The organism is Microbacterium sp. ZW CA_36 (genome assembly GCF_044987475.1).
In the GTDB taxonomy this organism is placed as follows: Bacteria; Actinomycetota; Actinomycetes; order Actinomycetales; family Microbacteriaceae; genus Microbacterium.
Window position 1 is genome coordinate 113125 of the sequence record NZ_JBJDRL010000001.1, and the last position, 13859, is coordinate 126983.

The following is a 13859-nucleotide window of genomic DNA, read 5'->3' on the forward strand; positions in this document are numbered from 1 at the left end:
GCCCGACGACTATCGGGAGGGTAACGCCGGCCCCATAGGCTCGGGCCATGTCTCTGGAAGATCCCGCGTTCTGGCTCGGCGTGTTTTTCACCACCCTTGCGACGGCGTTCGGTGTGTTCTTGGCCTTTGCGTTGGAGCGCGCTGTCGAGCGACGTCGGCAGGACGCCGCAGCGTTCTGGCTTGCTCGCCACTGGGGACACGCGATGGCGCGAATCTACGAGAACGGCCTCGGCGTCACAATTGCGCGAGCTGTGGCCTACGGTCGGACCGCCCCTCGTCGCCCCGCTGTGCAGATGGCGCTTGCGGAGGTCGATCCCCGGATCGCTACCTGGTGGTCGAAGGCGACGGAATGTCTGTTCGAGGGCGAGGACTCGTTCCTTCCCGGCTCGGCGACGGGGAAACGCGCTCGGGCATGGATCGAGCAGATCGACGGCGAACTTGAACGCGCGACCAAGCGATGGCCAATACGGTCTGTTCGACTTCATAGCCTCGTCCGTTCGCTGCCAAGTCCGCCGACGCTCACTCACGCGGCCACTCGGAAGGCGGGCGTGACCAAGAGAGTTGCTCCTTAGCGGGGGTCAACCGGGCGCCGGTGCCAACGCCCGCGACGCACCACTGCCGTGCGCCGCCGTATGCGGATCGTTGGATTATGTGAACGGGTCGTAGTCCGCCTGGTGCGCAAGCGCGAGGATGTGCTGCAGCTCCGCGTCGGGGTCGAGTGTCTCGCCGGCGAGAACGAGCATCAGCTGCTCCAGCGGCCAGGCGACGAGCCTCCCGTATCTCGCGGCGTAGATGCCGACGTCGGTGACGCGGCCGTAGCGCTCCTCCGGCCCGCCTCGGCTGAGGAGCCCGTAGAGGACGATTTGGTAGATGTCGCGGGCGGTGGGTAACAGCGCGAACAACCCAGCGGAGTTCGCCTTGCCTCGGGACGACTTGAGGTCCAGGAGCAGCCCGTCCGTGATGATGTCCGCTTCGGCCATGAGGGTGTCGTTGCTGAGCGAGGGGTGCAGGTGCACAGTCTGACCCAGCCGCGGGTACAGCTCGACGGCTGCCATGGAGTCGACCTGCCGGACCTAGTCGAGTCCTGCCTGCGGGATGACCTCGTGCAGACGCGCCAGCGTCTCCTCGACGCCGGACGAGTCCTGGACGGCGGCGGTCACGGGGCTGTACAGATACGACTGAACGGACCGGATGGAATTCACGAGCAGCCCGAGGATCCACAGCGCGCGGAGGATGTCGTCGCTGCGGTCCCCGGACTTCACACCGGCCGCGGCACGCTCGATGACGACAGCGGCAAGCTCGGCCTGTTCGCGACGCCACGGCAACGACGGCGCCGGGTCGAGCGGCACGCGGTCCGGTTGGACGGTCAGGGTGACCAGCATGTCGAACGCGGACCCCGCCGGACCGCCGTCCCTGCTGGTGCCCGGTGTGAAGCGGATGGGGCCACACGCGTCACGGATGCTGCGGCGCAACGGAAGGGTGTTCGGGTACGTCTCCGCCATGTACTGGGACAGGTGAGTCTTGCCGATCAGCAGGCCGGTCAGCGTCGGACGCATCGGGCTCAGTTGTCGACGTTGAAGCCCGCGTCCACGCAGTACTCCATGATCTCGAGGTTGCCCGCCTTGTAGTCGTCGGTGCTGAACGTCAGCGACCCGCCACCGATTTCGACAACCTCCTGCACCTGGTAGATGGGGTCGGTGAACTTCGCCAGCGGCACGTTCGCGTCCGCTGGCGCGACTGCCTTCATCTCCTCCGCCCACGCGTAGAAGTCGTCGTGGGTGGCCTGATCGAACTCGCCGTTAGCGATAGCCAGGACGTAGTCGGGGTACTCCAAGAGCTTCTGCGACATCAGCTCGCACAGCACGAGCGCGTCAGCCTCCGCGGTCGGCGTGGGCGTGGGCTTCTCTTCCTCGGCGGCCGGCGTCGTCGTCGGCCCTTCCTCCTCGGCGGCGGGCGAGGCCGCACACCCGGTGAGGGCCAATGCCAGGGCGAGAACGAAGGTGGCGCTCTTCATGGCCACACTGTATCGACACGGTCGACACGTCGGACATCCCGCTGCGGAGCCGCAGCCGATGTCCACGAGCATCGGCAATCCCGCAACTCGCGTCCACTGACATGAAGCAATCCCCGGGGAATCCATCTCCTCCGCCCTCGTCGCGTCTATGTCGCCGGAAGTCTCCCGCCGCCGCGAGATCGATGGCCTGACGCGGCGCTCCTCGATGAGCTGCCCGCGTGTGGTGACAGCCAATTACCGGCGCCAGGACTCAGACTTGACCGCGGACGACGTAGGCGATCCCTCAACTCACTCGCCGCGGATCTGGCTGAAACCTGAGCGAAAGTCGCGGGTTTGATGAGGACCTTCTCATAAACTCTCGCGAGCTCGCCTTTGCCCGGCGAGCACTCGTGTACTGGGGTCACGGCGTCGGACGTGGCCTTTCCGTGGAAGGAATACCTTGACCGATTCGACCCCTACATCCGCACCCGCAGGATGGTTCCCTGCAGGCGTTGAAGGCCAGCAGCGCTACTGGGACGGCACCTCGTGGACCGACCAGGTTCGTCCTGTCGGGGGCATCGCCACCGCGACCGGCGCCGTTCCTGCCCCGCCGACCGCACCCGCACCCGCACCCGCACCCGAGAAGAAGCCTCGCAACATCCTGGGAATCGTCGCCCTGGCAGTGGCCGCCGTCGGATTCATCTTCGCCTGCATTCCCGGCGCTCTGATTGTCGGGTGGATTCTCCTGCCGATCGGCTTCATCCTCGGCATCATCGCCCTGTTCCAGAAGGACAAGCCCAAATGGCAGGGCCTGACCGCAATCATCGTCTCCGTGGTCGGCACGATCGTCGGCGTGATCGTGTTCATGGCGCTGGCCGCCGGCGCCGTCAGCGACGCCATCGACGACTCCGTCACCGAGGAGGTCGGCACCTCCGACGTCGCCGACGAGGAGACGTCGGCCGACGAGGAACCGGCGGTCGACGAGGAACCGGTGGTCGCCGACGCCGAGGATCTGGTGCTGGGGGAAACCGCGTTCGGCGTGGACACCGAGAACGGCATGGGCTGGTACGCCGTGGAGGTTACCAACCCGAACAAGGACTACATCTTCGCCGGCGCCGGCATCGACGTGGAGGCCTACGACGCGAACGGCGTGCTGATTGACACCGACAGCACGTACGGCACCATCCTGTCGGGCACCTCGTGGTACGTCGGGGACTTCTTTGACATCGGGTCGGCGCAGATCGACCACATTGAGGTGCGCGGGCCTACCGCGGACGCGGCCACTCACTCGCCTGCCGCCGAGACGGGATCCTTCACCCTCGGCGAGGTGAAGACAGGCTCCGAGTACGACTACATGACCGTCAACGGCACCGTCACTAGTAACTTCTCCGAGGACCAGGACATGATTCGCATCGACCTGATTGCCCGCGACGGCGGCGGGAAGATCGTCGGCGTCGACTACACCTACACCGACCGCGTGCCCGCCGGCGGCACGGCGGCGTGGAACGTCGAGTTCTGGAAGGTGCCGTTGGACAGCAAGGTCGGGGCCTACCCTCACCTCTGATCATCTAAACCAACTGCGCGACCTAACCAAGGTCGCGACCACAAGGGGGCGCCTCCGGGCGCTCCCCTATCGTTTGCGGCCCTGGTACACACAACACAGTGAAGCGCGACCGGCGCCCCTCATCGTGCCCGTGCCCGCTGGCGGATCACACCGAACAAGGTCATTCGTGCGCGCCGGGTGACGATCGAAGGTGACGTTCTCGCCGGCGCGGTGGTGCGCATCGCTTTAGACCTCGAAGTGGTCACGTGCCCGCCGGCCGTGCCGCACTCGTGCACCGCACGCTAGAGGATCGGACTCGGCCGCCTTGTCGGACTGGGCCGATAGCGTCAGATCGAGATTGGGGAGTGCGACGATGAAGCCGGAGATTGCCATCGGTGAATTGCGGAAGCTGAAACAGCAGGCGATCGAGGACTCGCTCGTGCAAGCTTCCACGCCGCAGCACAAGGAATGGAAGGCCAAGGTTGTCGCTGTGCTCGAACGCAGCCTCGGCGCCGAATCGTCAACCGTGCAGCAGTTCAGAAAGCTGGGCTATCACATCGGCATATACAGTGGCGCACCAGGCGAGGCCGAAGAAGATGCTCGATACTTTCGTGCTCGCGTGCAGGATGCCGCCGGGCTGATGGAGGCGGCCATATTTGAGCTTGAGTTGTCCGTCGGCGCCCCCGCGATCGAAGGCGGTAGTTACGATTCGGGCCTGTGGGACCACGTCAAGCATTCAGTCGAAGAAGAGCGGTGGGAGCAAGTCGCAAGCGCGGCTGCGATCTACGTTGAGGACAAGGTTCGGCGATGGGCAGGCAACCCGACCAACCAAGACGGCGGCAAGCTTATAGGTCAGACTCTGTTTGCCAAGGCGCTTGGTTCGGACGGCGCGCTCTCATTGGGGAGCCAACGCAACGAGACCGAAGGTTGGCGCAGCCTTGGCACCGGAATGGTCGCGGCGATCAGCAACGTCGATCGTCACAACATTCAGGAAAGAGCCGACGCCAAGCAGTATGCCCTCGGAGTACTTGGCCTCGCCAGCTTGCTGCTGACCCAAATCCGTTACGAGCACGCCGACATGACCACACCTGCAGCCGGGTTGCGTTGATATCAAGCCATGATCGCGCGGGCAGATGCAAGTCGTGCGTGTCCACGTCCCCGGGCGCGCTCACGTGCGCTGCCTGAATGGGGATGGTAAACCCTAGCCGAAAGCGATGGTGAATCGGTCGTCGTTTGTGGGGCGAATAACGTCGGCAGTGTCGACCTCCGTGTTCCCAGAAACGAGCACGTAGTCGTCGTAACCGCTCGCTTCGTACACATTCGGAATTGTGGCGGCCAGTCCATGTACTCGCGGGCCGGCCAGGAATCTCTTGAGCTCTTCACCGTCGGACGCTGTCCCGCTGACCTCGACCTTGCGACCGGTCCCCTTCTCCCTCAGCTGCACTACGTATTCGGCGCTCGCCACATCCACGCCGCCGTCGCCAGAGTAGCGCGTGACCTCGGCGTCGAGGACACCCAGGTGGCGCATCCACATCGCCGTCAGATGCTCTGCGCCCTCGTGGGAGACACCGAAGATCTGTGGATCCGGCGCCGGCGTACGCCGGTTCAACCACCGCACGCGTCGCACCTCAGCTTCCTGCTTCTCGTCAGCGAGGCGAGCTTTGGCAGCTCGATGTCGCTCCACGTCCATGCGGTGCGCCGCAAGTCGCCGTTCGATGACTTCGCGGTGCACTCGCGCTGTCCGGCGCCGTTCCTCCTCGGCCGCTTCAATCGCTGCGCGTTGACGCTCGATTTCAGCGGCCATCGCTGCCCGCTGACGCTCAATGGCCTCTGCTGCCGCCCTCCGCTGTCGCTCAACCCCAGCTTCGTGCGCGGCGCGCCGCCTTGACGCTTCCGCCTCGGCCTCGCTCTGCTTCTTTTCCGCTCGCGCGATCGCGAGCTTCGCGAGTCGCAGGAACCGGACCTCGAGCGGCCTGCGCTCGCGCGCGAGCGCTTTCCTCTTTCGCTCGGCAGCCTCGGCTTCCAGCTTCGCGAACTGCGCGGCCCGCTCTCGCTGCACGACCTCCTGCCGAGCCTGAGCGGAGGCAAGGTCACGCGCTGCCCACACCGAGACATGCTCGGTCCGGGACGGGGCACGTCCGCGGTCCACGTGCTGCTGCACGTAGAAACACAGGGTGTGGTGAACCCACACGTCCCGGTGTCGCGCTTCCGCACCGAACTCCGCCGGCCACTTCGACCAATCCGTCAGGCGCACGCGCCGGTCGGCGCTCTCCCTCACTCGCAGGATCAGGTCATCCGACCACTCCCCGTCGCGGAAGCCCTTTGCGCCGCGTGCCAGCAGCTCCGCCTCGGCGAGAAGACGGTCCAGTAGCAATTCGCGCGTGGAGGGCATTTCTGCATCATCTCAGGCTTCGGAGACCTCCTGCGCGCAGGTCGGGTATGCGGCCTACGACTCCCGAACCGTCACTCGCCTCTGGCTGCTCAGGAATAACCGATAAGCGCGCGGCCCCTACCCAACCCGCCACGAGTGAGTCGATCCTCGACGGGCGATAACGCACTTCCGGCGAACCGGGCTGGTACGTTCACGTCGTGACGCCGGAACTGGGGCCAGACGACAAACGCATGCGGCTGCGGTACGGGGGGACGTGCCGGCTCTGCACATGGCAGATCTCCGCCGGCGAGGAAGCGGTCTACGAGCGCGGCTCGAAGACTGTGCGCTGTGTCGACTGCGCGGTCGAGGTCACGGGTGTGGACCGAAGCGAGGCGGGGGCGTCCGCGCGACGCGAATACGAGCGCCGCCGAGACAACCGGGAACAGCGGATCCGTACCGACCATCCGAAGCTCAGCGGGCTGATCCTCGCGCTCACCGATGACCCGCAGAGCACGAAAGCGTGGGAACGCGGCGCCGTCGGTGAAGAGCTCCTGGCGCGCCGTCTGGCCGACCTGCCTGACACCTTCCGCGTCCTGCATGACCGCCGTACCCGTGGTACCCGAGCGAACATCGACCACATCGCGATCGGCCCGACGGGCGTCTGGGTTATCGACGCGAAGCGATACGTGGGCAAGCGTCCCGCGCTGCGGGTGGAAGGCGGCATCATCCGGCCGCGTGTCGAGTCTCTGCGTATCGGCGGACGCGACGGCACCAAGCTGCTCCAGGGAGTGCAGTCCCAGGTCGAACGAGTGACTGCGGCGCTCGGAGAAGCTGCGCCTCCGGTGACCGGCGTGCTGTGCTTTCTCGAAGCCGACTGGCCATTGATCGGCGGCTCCTTCAGCGTCGACGATATCCATGTTCTGTGGCCGCGCCTGCTAGTCCAACGCGTCACGGACGCCCCGCCGCAGCTCGTCGACGTCGACCTCATCCACACCCGACTTGCCCGCGCCTTTCCCAGCGCATAGTGCGGCCACTGGGCTAGAGCCAGCGCCTTGAGCAAGGCCCGACGAGGGAGCGCCTCCCGCTCGCGGCGCGCTTGGGAATCACGCAGGCGCGTCGACTGCTTAGAGTCGGCGAGCTTCGCCCGTCGCGCCGCTATCAGGCGTCGACGCCGAATGCGCGCAGCAACGGGACGCGAGGGATCATCCGGCGCGGGCCGAGCTGGACCGTGGGGATCGTCCCGCTCTCGATGCCGAGCTTGATCGTGCGGTAGTCAACGCCGACGAGCTTGGCGGCATCCTTCATGGTCAAAGCCAGGCAGTCCTGTGACCGGTTCATCGCCCTTCCTTCCTGTGAGCCAGCAGTGTCAGTCTCCCTTCGTCGCAAGCTACCACAAGCTTGAGCCAAGATCGACAGTCTTCTTCGCGAATCGTCGCCAAACTGGAATAGTGGGCTCCATGGCAGACGTCGAGGCGTATGACTTCAGCGACGAACGCATCGATCTCGGCAGCGGCGTGACGCTGCCGAAGTCGTGGCACGCGCGGGTGTCTGGAGAGCAGGACGTGCCCGGCACCATCACCGTGCGCGTGGAGTGGGATGCTGCGCTCGGCCGAACTGCGGTCGCGTTCGCCGCCCTCGAGCGCGAAGGAGAGGGCGGCGACATCACCAGCCAAGTGCTCCGCGAGGTGCGCACGCACTGGATCATGACCCGGTCAGCCCTTGAGGTCGTCACGGTCGATGTCGGCGCTGAGCACGGGGGCGAGCCTCACCGCATCCCCGTGCGAGAGTTTCTCAGCCGCGTGCTGGCGCAAGAGGAGCGCGCGCCCTTGGAAACCCTTCACGCCGCGATCGCCGTCTATCGCGTCGCGATGGCGATCAGCTATCCGCCGCTCAAGCTCGTCGCCGACACCCTCAGGACCAGCCAGAGCACCGCGACGCGCCTCATGAATCGCGCGCGCGATTCAGGTCTGGCGCCCGAAGTGCGTATCCAGGAGCCACGCCGCGCGCCGGCGGTGGACCCGTACAACCCCGGCAGGCCGTACGACCCCACAGCGCCGCACTACGGCCCGTCTGGGCCCGGGGGGCCGTCGATCGGGCGATGAGCACACACCGGCGGGTGCTGTCCGGGCCGCTTCCTAGCGGTTTGGAGCCATCGGGCCGTTTGAGCACTTTGCGCCTGCCATCCGAGCCGGACGCGTTTGAGTCGACGATCGCGCGACGCGATGCGAGGACCCGTGCCGTGGGTCGCACCTGAGCCGCACTCTAGCGGTCTTGTCCTGCCGCGCCTTCGAGAACGAACGGATAGAGCCAGTCCTCCATCGCCTCGAGTCGCGCGACGTTCAAGTGATGAAGGGTGCGGCGACCGGAGTAGTTTGCCTCCACAAGGCCGGCTCGTCTCAATATGGACAGATGCCTCGACGCTGAGAACCGCGAGATCTCTGCTTCCGATGCGAGCATCGAGATCGACGATCCGCGAAGGCCATCAACCTTCGCTTCCCTCAGCAAGACACTCATCAGTGACAGTCTGTCCCGGCTGGCAAGGGCAGCGAAGAGGATCTCCAGCCCATCGGACGCGAACTCTCCGACGTCTTGCTGGTCGGTCATGGCACCGCTCCCGCCGCTCGCCCCGCTACAGCGGCGCCCCTCATGCCGCGGACGCTCGACGGACGCGGCGCGAGAGCCACACGGCGATGACGGCGGCGACGATGAACGCGGCGAGCATCACCACGATGTAGAGATTGACGCCCTGTGCGGATGGGATCGAAGAACCTGGGGTCGCGGTGGCACTCAGGACGCTCCCTCCGACGATGTTCAACACGACAGCGCCGACGCCGAGCATCACCTGCACCAGCGACGCAACAACACCCTGCTTCTCCTCGCTGACGAGCGTCGTCGAGAGGTTGAAGCCCGATGTGACGACCGCCCCCGCGGTCAGTCCAAGGAAGCCCGCGCAGATCGCTGCGGGGAGGAATGACGAGGTCGACAACATGAGCCCGATCGACGCAACGATGCCGATGAATACACCGCCCGCGAGCGTGCGGGCGGGGCCGATGCGACCGCCGAGCCATCCCGCGAAGACCCCTCCCGTTGCGGCGCCGAGAGCCGGCAGCGCGAACATGAGGCCGAGCGAGCTGGACTCGCCTGCCAGGCCGTATCCGAGGCCCTGCTCGGGAGGAGTCTGTCCGATGATGCCGACCAGTTGCAGCAGCGCTTGATAGGCACCAGCGCCAAGGACCACCACCAGCAGGGTGGCGACCACCGGGCGCGTCAGCATGCGTAGATCGACGACGGGCTCGGCGGTCTTCAAAGCGGTGAACACCCAGGCCGCCAGCAGCACGACGCCGCACAGGAGGAGAACGAGCAGCCCGACGTCGGTCCACCCCGCGGCGGGCGCCAGGCTGATGTACGCGAGGACGCCGGCGAGGCCAAGCCCCAGCAGCACCGCGCCGGCGACGTCAACCCGACCCCGTGCGTGAACGGGTGATTCGGGGAGAAACGCGCGCACGGCGATTGCCGCGGACAGGGCGAGCGCGGCCGACACCACGAAAACGGCGCGGAACCCGAACGCGTCGACCACCGCCTCGAAGAGGAACGGTGACGCGATCCCGAGGATCGCTGAGCCCGAGGTGACGATGCCCACCGAGGTCATCCCCACGCCGGCAGGGAACATCTGCCGAATGTAGACGACGGTGAGGAAGACCGAACCCACGGCGGCCCCCTGGATGACCCGGCCGAGCAGGAACACGCCGATGTTGGGGGCGATGAGGCAGATGAGCGCGCCGACACCGCCGCCGAGCAGGGCAAGCACGAGAATGCGGCGCTTGCCGTAGACATCCGCGCTCTTACCCAGCAACGGTGCCCACATCGCGCCCGCGAGGAGCGCACTGGCGTTGAGCCAGGCGCTCTGATCGGTGCCGAAGAACTCGGCCATCTGCGGCAGCACGAGCAGAGGCGCGACGATGACCGTGTCGACGAGGGTGTTCGCGACGATGAGGATCAGGACCCACCAGACGAGTTGCGCCCGCCAGCCGCCGGCCTTCAGGGTCGCAGATCGATGTGTCCGCACAGGGTTCTGAGTCATGGTTCGCTTCCAGGGATCGGGTACGACGTCATCTGCGTCGAAGGTGCGGTCATTCTTGAGCCGGGATGCAGCGGATCTCGGCATGTGCAGAAAATGAGCGCTGTCTCGCCCCTCAGCGCAGTAAATCTCGCCCATTGCGGTACCAGTGAGCGAAACAACTATCATCGGCTGGACGAGGGCCCACATCCGCAGCACTGCGATGGGTGGAGCCGCCAAGGAGAGGGCTGGGCGCATGTCGGTGAACCCCACGCGAGCACGGCGCCCGGGCGGCCGCACGCGTCAGGTCACGGAGCGGCTCTGGGCGGCGGCGATCGACATCCTCGCTGAACAGGGGGTCGAGGGCCTGCAGTACGAGGAGCTGGCTTCCCGTGCGCACGTGGGTCGCGCCACCGTCTATCGACGGTGGCCGAATCGCGAGGATCTGTTCCGTGATGTGCTCGCGCGATTCGCCGAGACGTCTGTGCCGATCGACGACACGGGTGACGTCGGGCGCGATCTCGTGGTTTTCCTGCACTCGTTCGCGGAGGCATCCGCAACTCCGGCGGGTCGGGCGGCGCTGCAGATCCTGCTGCGCCGGCGCGACGAAACCGATGGTCTGCACCGCATGGGGTCGGAGCTCCTGGATCGTCGCACCGACGATCTGCAGCGCCGCCTCGACCGGGCGACCGAGGCAGGACAGCTGCCCCCGGTGGAGGCGCCCTTCGTCAACATGATGCTCGCGGGGCCTGTGCAGTGGTTCGTCCTGCGCCGGACGCGGCCCTTCACGCAGAGCGACGCGCGCGAGGTCGTCGACGTCGTGCTGGCTGGTTTGTGGCGAGCGCACCCCGATCTGCTCCCTGAATCTTCACCGCTCGACTGATCCGCGCATATTCCCTGCGATCCGTCTGAGCATTGATCCCTGCAGCGCCTTAGAGAGATACGTTGTCTCATTAATGGGCGAGAACGGCTCGCTCCGGCGAAGGGACTCACAATGGTGGACACGTCGAGCTTCGGATGGGATGGCCATGTCGCGCCCACGCCGCTGGCGGAGTACTCGAAGCGCTATGCCGACTTCTTCGAGATGCGCCGGGAGGGCGGCATCCTCGAGCTGCGCTTGCATACGGATGGCGGCCCGTATGTGCACAACTGGGCTGCGCACAACGCCTGGAGTCGGGTGTGGCAGGACGTCGGTAACGACCCCGAGAACCACGTGCTGATCATCACGGGAACGGGCGACACCTGGTTCCAGGGAGACCCGCGTCAGACCTGGCCGAAGCCGCTGGTGGAAGAGTCACCGGACTACATCTTCCAGCAGACGATCGATGCCTGGAAGCTGATCGAGAACTTCGTGAACAACATCGACATCCCCACGATCGCAGCTGTGAACGGCCCGGGCATCCATACCGAGTTCGCGCTCATGTGCGACGTGACGCTCGCCGCTGAGGACGCCGACTTCATGGACCCGCATTTCATGGTCGGTACCTCGCCCGGTGATGGCCTCGCACTTGCGCTGCAGCATCTCATGGGCACGAAGCGCGCCGCGTACGCCGTCTATGGCGCAACCGGGATCCCTGCCCGGAAGGCACTCGAGTACGGTCTCGTCAGCGACGTGCTGCCTCGCGAGGAACTGCTCCCCAAGGCCTGGCAGCTCGCACGGGACATCATGAAGCGACCGCGGTTCGCGCGTTGGTCGACGCATAACATCCTCAACCGGCCATGGCGGAAGCTCGTGACAGAGGACTTCGGCTTCCACTTCTCGCAGCAGTCGCTGGCGACCGTGGCTTCGAAGGCGCTCATTCCCGATCCCGAGCTCGTCGCCGACGCACGCGAGCGCAGGATCTGGTGACACGGATGACGGGAGGCACGGCGTCGCTCGTCCGCACCGGCTCGGGCGTGACGTCGTACCGCGCCGAGGGCACCGGGCCTCCCCTCGTCCTCCTCCACGGGCTGCAGGTGGGGCAGGAGCTCTTTAATCAGCTTCGTCTGCACCTGGAGTCCGCCTTCACCGTGATCACCTACGATCAGCGCGATCGCGGGAATACCCGGTTCGAACCGTCCGCGTACACGACCGACGACCTCGCCGACGATCTCGCCCTGCTGCTCGAGGCGCTCGGCCTCTCGCGGGCACACGTGCTGGGAGCCTCGTTCGGAGGGATGGTGGCGCAGGCCTTCGCGTTGCGCCATGCCGACCTTCTGGACGGTCTCGTTCTCGGCGCGACGTCACAGGCGCCGTTCCGCCCGGAGCGGGTGGCCGCCCCTGTGGCTGAACTGCTGCGCGCGCTCGAGAACGGCAATGAGGAGCACGCCAGGGCTCTCCTTGCACGAATGGCGCCGGCCGCGACGTCCACGTCGGCGGACAGCGGCGCACCGCGGTCACCGGACCGCAACGAAGGACTCATCCGACGTTTTGCCGCGGCGCGCTCGTTCGACACGCGCGGCCATCTCGGGGACATCACCGCCGAGACGCTCGTCGTGCACGGGCGTCACGACGCCGTGGTGCCCGTCGTCGATGCGTTGTCGATGGCGGGTGAGGTGCCACGGGCCGAAGTGCTGGTGCTTGCCGGGTGCGGTCATACCTGGGAGAACGAGCGGCCCGCTCGTGCGGCCGCGGCAATCACCTGCTTCCTCGCCGACGCGCGCTGAGGAGAGCCGGCACCGGCCTGCGCCCGGTCTTCGTGTCACCGCACGCGCCGGCCACCGATCGTGACATATCGGATACGGTTCCGGAGCTCTCGCAGGTCGTCGAGTCCTCCGTCCACGACGACCAGGTCGGCAATCTTCCCGGGCGCGATGGTGCCGAGATCGTCCTGCCGAAGCAGCGCCGCGGCATCCGCGGTGGCAGATCGCCACGCCTCTCCTGGTGTCATCGACGATGCCTGCGTCATCAGCAGCAGCTCGTCGAGGTTGCTTGCCGAGGGATGCCCGTATGGCGGCGAATCGGTGCCCATGGCGATTTTCACGCCCGCATCGACCGCACGAGCGAAGCTCGCACGGTGCGCGTCGAGCGCCTCGCGGGCGAGGGCAAGACTCTCCGCCGGGATCGGTACGCCGCGGTCGGCGGCGTCCACGATCGCCTGGGTCGCTGAGAGGGTCGGCACGAGCCAGGCGTCCCTCAACAGCAGCAGGTCTATGGCCTCGTCGTCGAGGTGGTACCCGTGCTCGATCGAGCGCGCCCCGTGGCGCAAGGCCGCCTTGATGCCCTCTGTGCCCTGGGCGTGGGCGAAGAAGTAGGTTCCCGCCGCGGCCACCTCGGCGGCGATCACCGCAAGTTCGTCGTCACGGAAGTGCGCGTGCCGCGGATCGTCGCCCGCCGACATGACGCCGCCCGTCGTCGCCACCTTGATCACGTCGGCCCCCGCCCGCAGTACCTCGCGCACGCCGCGCCGCACGTCATCCGGTCCATCGCGCACCGCTCGAGGCCGCCCCGGATGCGGCATCATCATCGACATCGAGCGGCTGCCGCCGGAGGGGAGATGCAGATCGCCGTGACCACCGGTCTGAGAGAGCATGACGAGAGCCAGCTGTAGGCGAGGCCCCTCGATGAGGTTCTGCTCGATCGCTCGTTTGACGCCTGCATCTGCTCCGGCCGCGTCGCGCGCGGATGTGATGCCCTGATCGAGCAGGAGCGACAGATTGCGCAGCGCCTCGTAGTACGCGAGGGAGAACGGTTCCTGCTCGCTGCGGGCGACATCGAGGTCGCGGACCATGACGTGGACATGGCAGTCGAACAGACCTGGGACGATCGACATCCCCGTGCAGTCGACGGCGTCGTCACCGTCCAGGCCTAGGCCCACATCGACGATGCGGTCGCCGGCCACCGCGACGTCGGCGCGTGAGGTCGACGCGCCGTCGAACACGTGCCCTCCCGTGAACACTGTGCGTCTCAGCATGC

At 66.5% G+C, this 13859-nt stretch carries 16 protein-coding genes; 8 read left to right on the top strand and 8 right to left on the bottom strand.

The features are described 5' to 3' along the window. The first annotated feature begins 47 nt into the window (after positions 1 to 47). Positions 48 to 572 carry a hypothetical protein gene (locus ACI3KX_RS00540; RefSeq protein WP_404907048.1) on the top strand — a complete coding sequence of 175 codons (525 nt, stop codon included), beginning with the start codon at positions 48 to 50 and terminating at the stop codon, positions 570 to 572. A 75-nt stretch (positions 573 to 647) separates the two neighbouring features. Here the strand turns inward: ACI3KX_RS00540 and ACI3KX_RS00545 are convergent, their stop codons facing one another. From ACI3KX_RS00545 to ACI3KX_RS00555, 3 genes are read right to left on the bottom strand one after another with little or no spacing between them, the layout of a single operon-like run. Beyond that, positions 648 to 1055, bottom strand: coding sequence for a hypothetical protein (locus tag ACI3KX_RS00545; protein WP_404907050.1), 408 nt, complete (start codon positions 1053 to 1055; stop codon positions 648 to 650). An 18-nt stretch (positions 1056 to 1073) separates the two neighbouring features. Then, positions 1074 to 1556, bottom strand: a complete 483-nt coding sequence (locus ACI3KX_RS00550) for a hypothetical protein (protein ID WP_404907051.1) — start codon at positions 1554 to 1556, stop codon at positions 1074 to 1076. A gap of 5 nt (positions 1557 to 1561) precedes the next feature. After that, complete coding sequence (locus ACI3KX_RS00555) at positions 1562 to 2014, bottom strand: hypothetical protein (protein ID WP_404907053.1); 453 nt, start codon at positions 2012 to 2014, stop codon at positions 1562 to 1564. Between the two features lie 439 nt (positions 2015 to 2453). Between ACI3KX_RS00555 and ACI3KX_RS00560 the strand changes: the two genes are divergently transcribed. Both ACI3KX_RS00560 and ACI3KX_RS00565 read left to right on the top strand, forming a co-directional pair. Beyond that, on the top strand, positions 2454 to 3557 hold the full coding sequence (locus ACI3KX_RS00560; protein ID WP_404907055.1) for a DUF2510 domain-containing protein: 1104 nt from the start codon (positions 2454 to 2456) through the stop codon (positions 3555 to 3557). Positions 3558 to 3909: 352 nt separating this feature from the next. After that, on the top strand, positions 3910 to 4644 hold the full coding sequence (locus ACI3KX_RS00565; RefSeq protein ID WP_404907057.1) for a TIGR02391 family protein: 735 nt from the start codon (positions 3910 to 3912) through the stop codon (positions 4642 to 4644). A gap of 93 nt (positions 4645 to 4737) precedes the next feature. On the opposite strand, the gene ACI3KX_RS00570 is transcribed toward ACI3KX_RS00565, so the two are convergent. Next, positions 4738 to 5928, bottom strand: a complete 1191-nt coding sequence (locus ACI3KX_RS00570) for a hypothetical protein (protein ID WP_404907059.1) — start codon at positions 5926 to 5928, stop codon at positions 4738 to 4740. Between the two features lie 197 nt (positions 5929 to 6125). Here ACI3KX_RS00570 and ACI3KX_RS00575 point away from each other — a divergent pair, with 197 nt between their 5' ends. Beyond that, a complete protein-coding gene (locus ACI3KX_RS00575; RefSeq protein WP_404907061.1) occupies positions 6126 to 6932 on the top strand; it encodes a nuclease-related domain-containing protein in 807 nt (268 codons plus the stop codon). Positions 6933 to 7065: 133 nt separating this feature from the next. Here the strand turns inward: ACI3KX_RS00575 and ACI3KX_RS00580 are convergent, their stop codons facing one another. Then, positions 7066 to 7245 (bottom strand): helix-turn-helix domain-containing protein, encoded by a 180-nt coding sequence (locus ACI3KX_RS00580; protein WP_239453273.1) that lies wholly within the window; start codon positions 7243 to 7245, stop codon positions 7066 to 7068. Here ACI3KX_RS00580 and ACI3KX_RS00585 point away from each other — a divergent pair. Beyond that, positions 7233 to 8009 carry a hypothetical protein gene (locus ACI3KX_RS00585; RefSeq protein ID WP_404907063.1) on the top strand — a complete coding sequence of 259 codons (777 nt, stop codon included), beginning with the start codon at positions 7233 to 7235 and terminating at the stop codon, positions 8007 to 8009. The genes ACI3KX_RS00580 and ACI3KX_RS00585 overlap by 13 nt on opposite strands. A gap of 160 nt (positions 8010 to 8169) precedes the next feature. Here ACI3KX_RS00585 and ACI3KX_RS00590 read toward each other — a convergent pair whose 3' ends face one another. Together ACI3KX_RS00590 and ACI3KX_RS00595 are read right to left on the bottom strand one after the other, a co-directional pair. After that, positions 8170 to 8511, bottom strand: a complete 342-nt coding sequence (locus ACI3KX_RS00590) for an ArsR/SmtB family transcription factor (protein WP_404907064.1) — start codon at positions 8509 to 8511, stop codon at positions 8170 to 8172. A gap of 40 nt (positions 8512 to 8551) precedes the next feature. Continuing rightward, on the bottom strand, positions 8552 to 10237 hold the full coding sequence (locus ACI3KX_RS00595; RefSeq protein ID WP_404907066.1) for an MFS transporter: 1686 nt from the start codon (positions 10235 to 10237) through the stop codon (positions 8552 to 8554). Here ACI3KX_RS00595 and ACI3KX_RS00600 point away from each other — a divergent pair. From ACI3KX_RS00600 to ACI3KX_RS00610, 3 genes are all read left to right on the top strand, one after another. After that, positions 10221 to 10847, top strand: coding sequence for a TetR/AcrR family transcriptional regulator (locus ACI3KX_RS00600; protein ID WP_404907068.1), 627 nt, complete (start codon positions 10221 to 10223; stop codon positions 10845 to 10847). The two genes, ACI3KX_RS00595 and ACI3KX_RS00600, sit on opposite strands and share 17 nt — an antisense overlap. A 111-nt stretch (positions 10848 to 10958) precedes the next feature. Beyond that, positions 10959 to 11813 carry an enoyl-CoA hydratase/isomerase family protein gene (locus ACI3KX_RS00605; RefSeq protein WP_404907070.1) on the top strand — a complete coding sequence of 285 codons (855 nt, stop codon included), beginning with the start codon at positions 10959 to 10961 and terminating at the stop codon, positions 11811 to 11813. A 47-nt stretch (positions 11814 to 11860) separates the two neighbouring features. Continuing rightward, positions 11861 to 12610: an alpha/beta fold hydrolase gene (locus ACI3KX_RS00610; protein WP_404907071.1), complete on the top strand. Its 750-nt coding sequence runs from the start codon at positions 11861 to 11863 to the stop codon at positions 12608 to 12610. A gap of 35 nt (positions 12611 to 12645) precedes the next feature. Here the strand turns inward: ACI3KX_RS00610 and ACI3KX_RS00615 are convergent, their stop codons facing one another. After that, the gene (locus ACI3KX_RS00615; protein WP_404907073.1) at positions 12646 to 13857 is read right to left on the bottom strand and encodes an amidohydrolase family protein; all 1212 of its coding nucleotides are present in this window, start codon (positions 13855 to 13857) and stop codon (positions 12646 to 12648) included. Between the last annotated feature and the right edge of the window lie 2 nt (positions 13858 to 13859).

Excerpts from the sequence above, each read along its gene's own strand:
- ACI3KX_RS00615 (WP_404907073.1), bottom strand. The coding sequence starts at position 13,857 with ATGCTGAGACGCACAGTGTTCACGGGAGGGCACGTGTTCGACGGCGCG.
- ACI3KX_RS00565 (WP_404907057.1), top strand. The coding sequence starts at position 3,910 with ATGAAGCCGGAGATTGCCATCGGTGAATTGCGGAAGCTGAAACAGCAG.
- ACI3KX_RS00590 (WP_404907064.1), bottom strand. The coding sequence starts at position 8,511 with ATGACCGACCAGCAAGACGTCGGAGAGTTCGCGTCCGATGGGCTGGAG.
- ACI3KX_RS00580 (WP_239453273.1), bottom strand. The coding sequence starts at position 7,245 with ATGAACCGGTCACAGGACTGCCTGGCTTTGACCATGAAGGATGCCGCC.
- ACI3KX_RS00600 (WP_404907068.1), top strand. The coding sequence starts at position 10,221 with ATGTCGGTGAACCCCACGCGAGCACGGCGCCCGGGCGGCCGCACGCGT.
- ACI3KX_RS00605 (WP_404907070.1), top strand. The coding sequence starts at position 10,959 with ATGGTGGACACGTCGAGCTTCGGATGGGATGGCCATGTCGCGCCCACG.
- ACI3KX_RS00540 (WP_404907048.1), top strand. The coding sequence starts at position 48 with ATGTCTCTGGAAGATCCCGCGTTCTGGCTCGGCGTGTTTTTCACCACC.
- ACI3KX_RS00555 (WP_404907053.1), bottom strand. The coding sequence starts at position 2,014 with ATGAAGAGCGCCACCTTCGTTCTCGCCCTGGCATTGGCCCTCACCGGG.
- ACI3KX_RS00545 (WP_404907050.1), bottom strand. The coding sequence starts at position 1,055 with ATGGCAGCCGTCGAGCTGTACCCGCGGCTGGGTCAGACTGTGCACCTG.
- ACI3KX_RS00570 (WP_404907059.1), bottom strand. The coding sequence starts at position 5,928 with ATGCCCTCCACGCGCGAATTGCTACTGGACCGTCTTCTCGCCGAGGCG.
- ACI3KX_RS00550 (WP_404907051.1), bottom strand. The coding sequence starts at position 1,556 with ATGCGTCCGACGCTGACCGGCCTGCTGATCGGCAAGACTCACCTGTCC.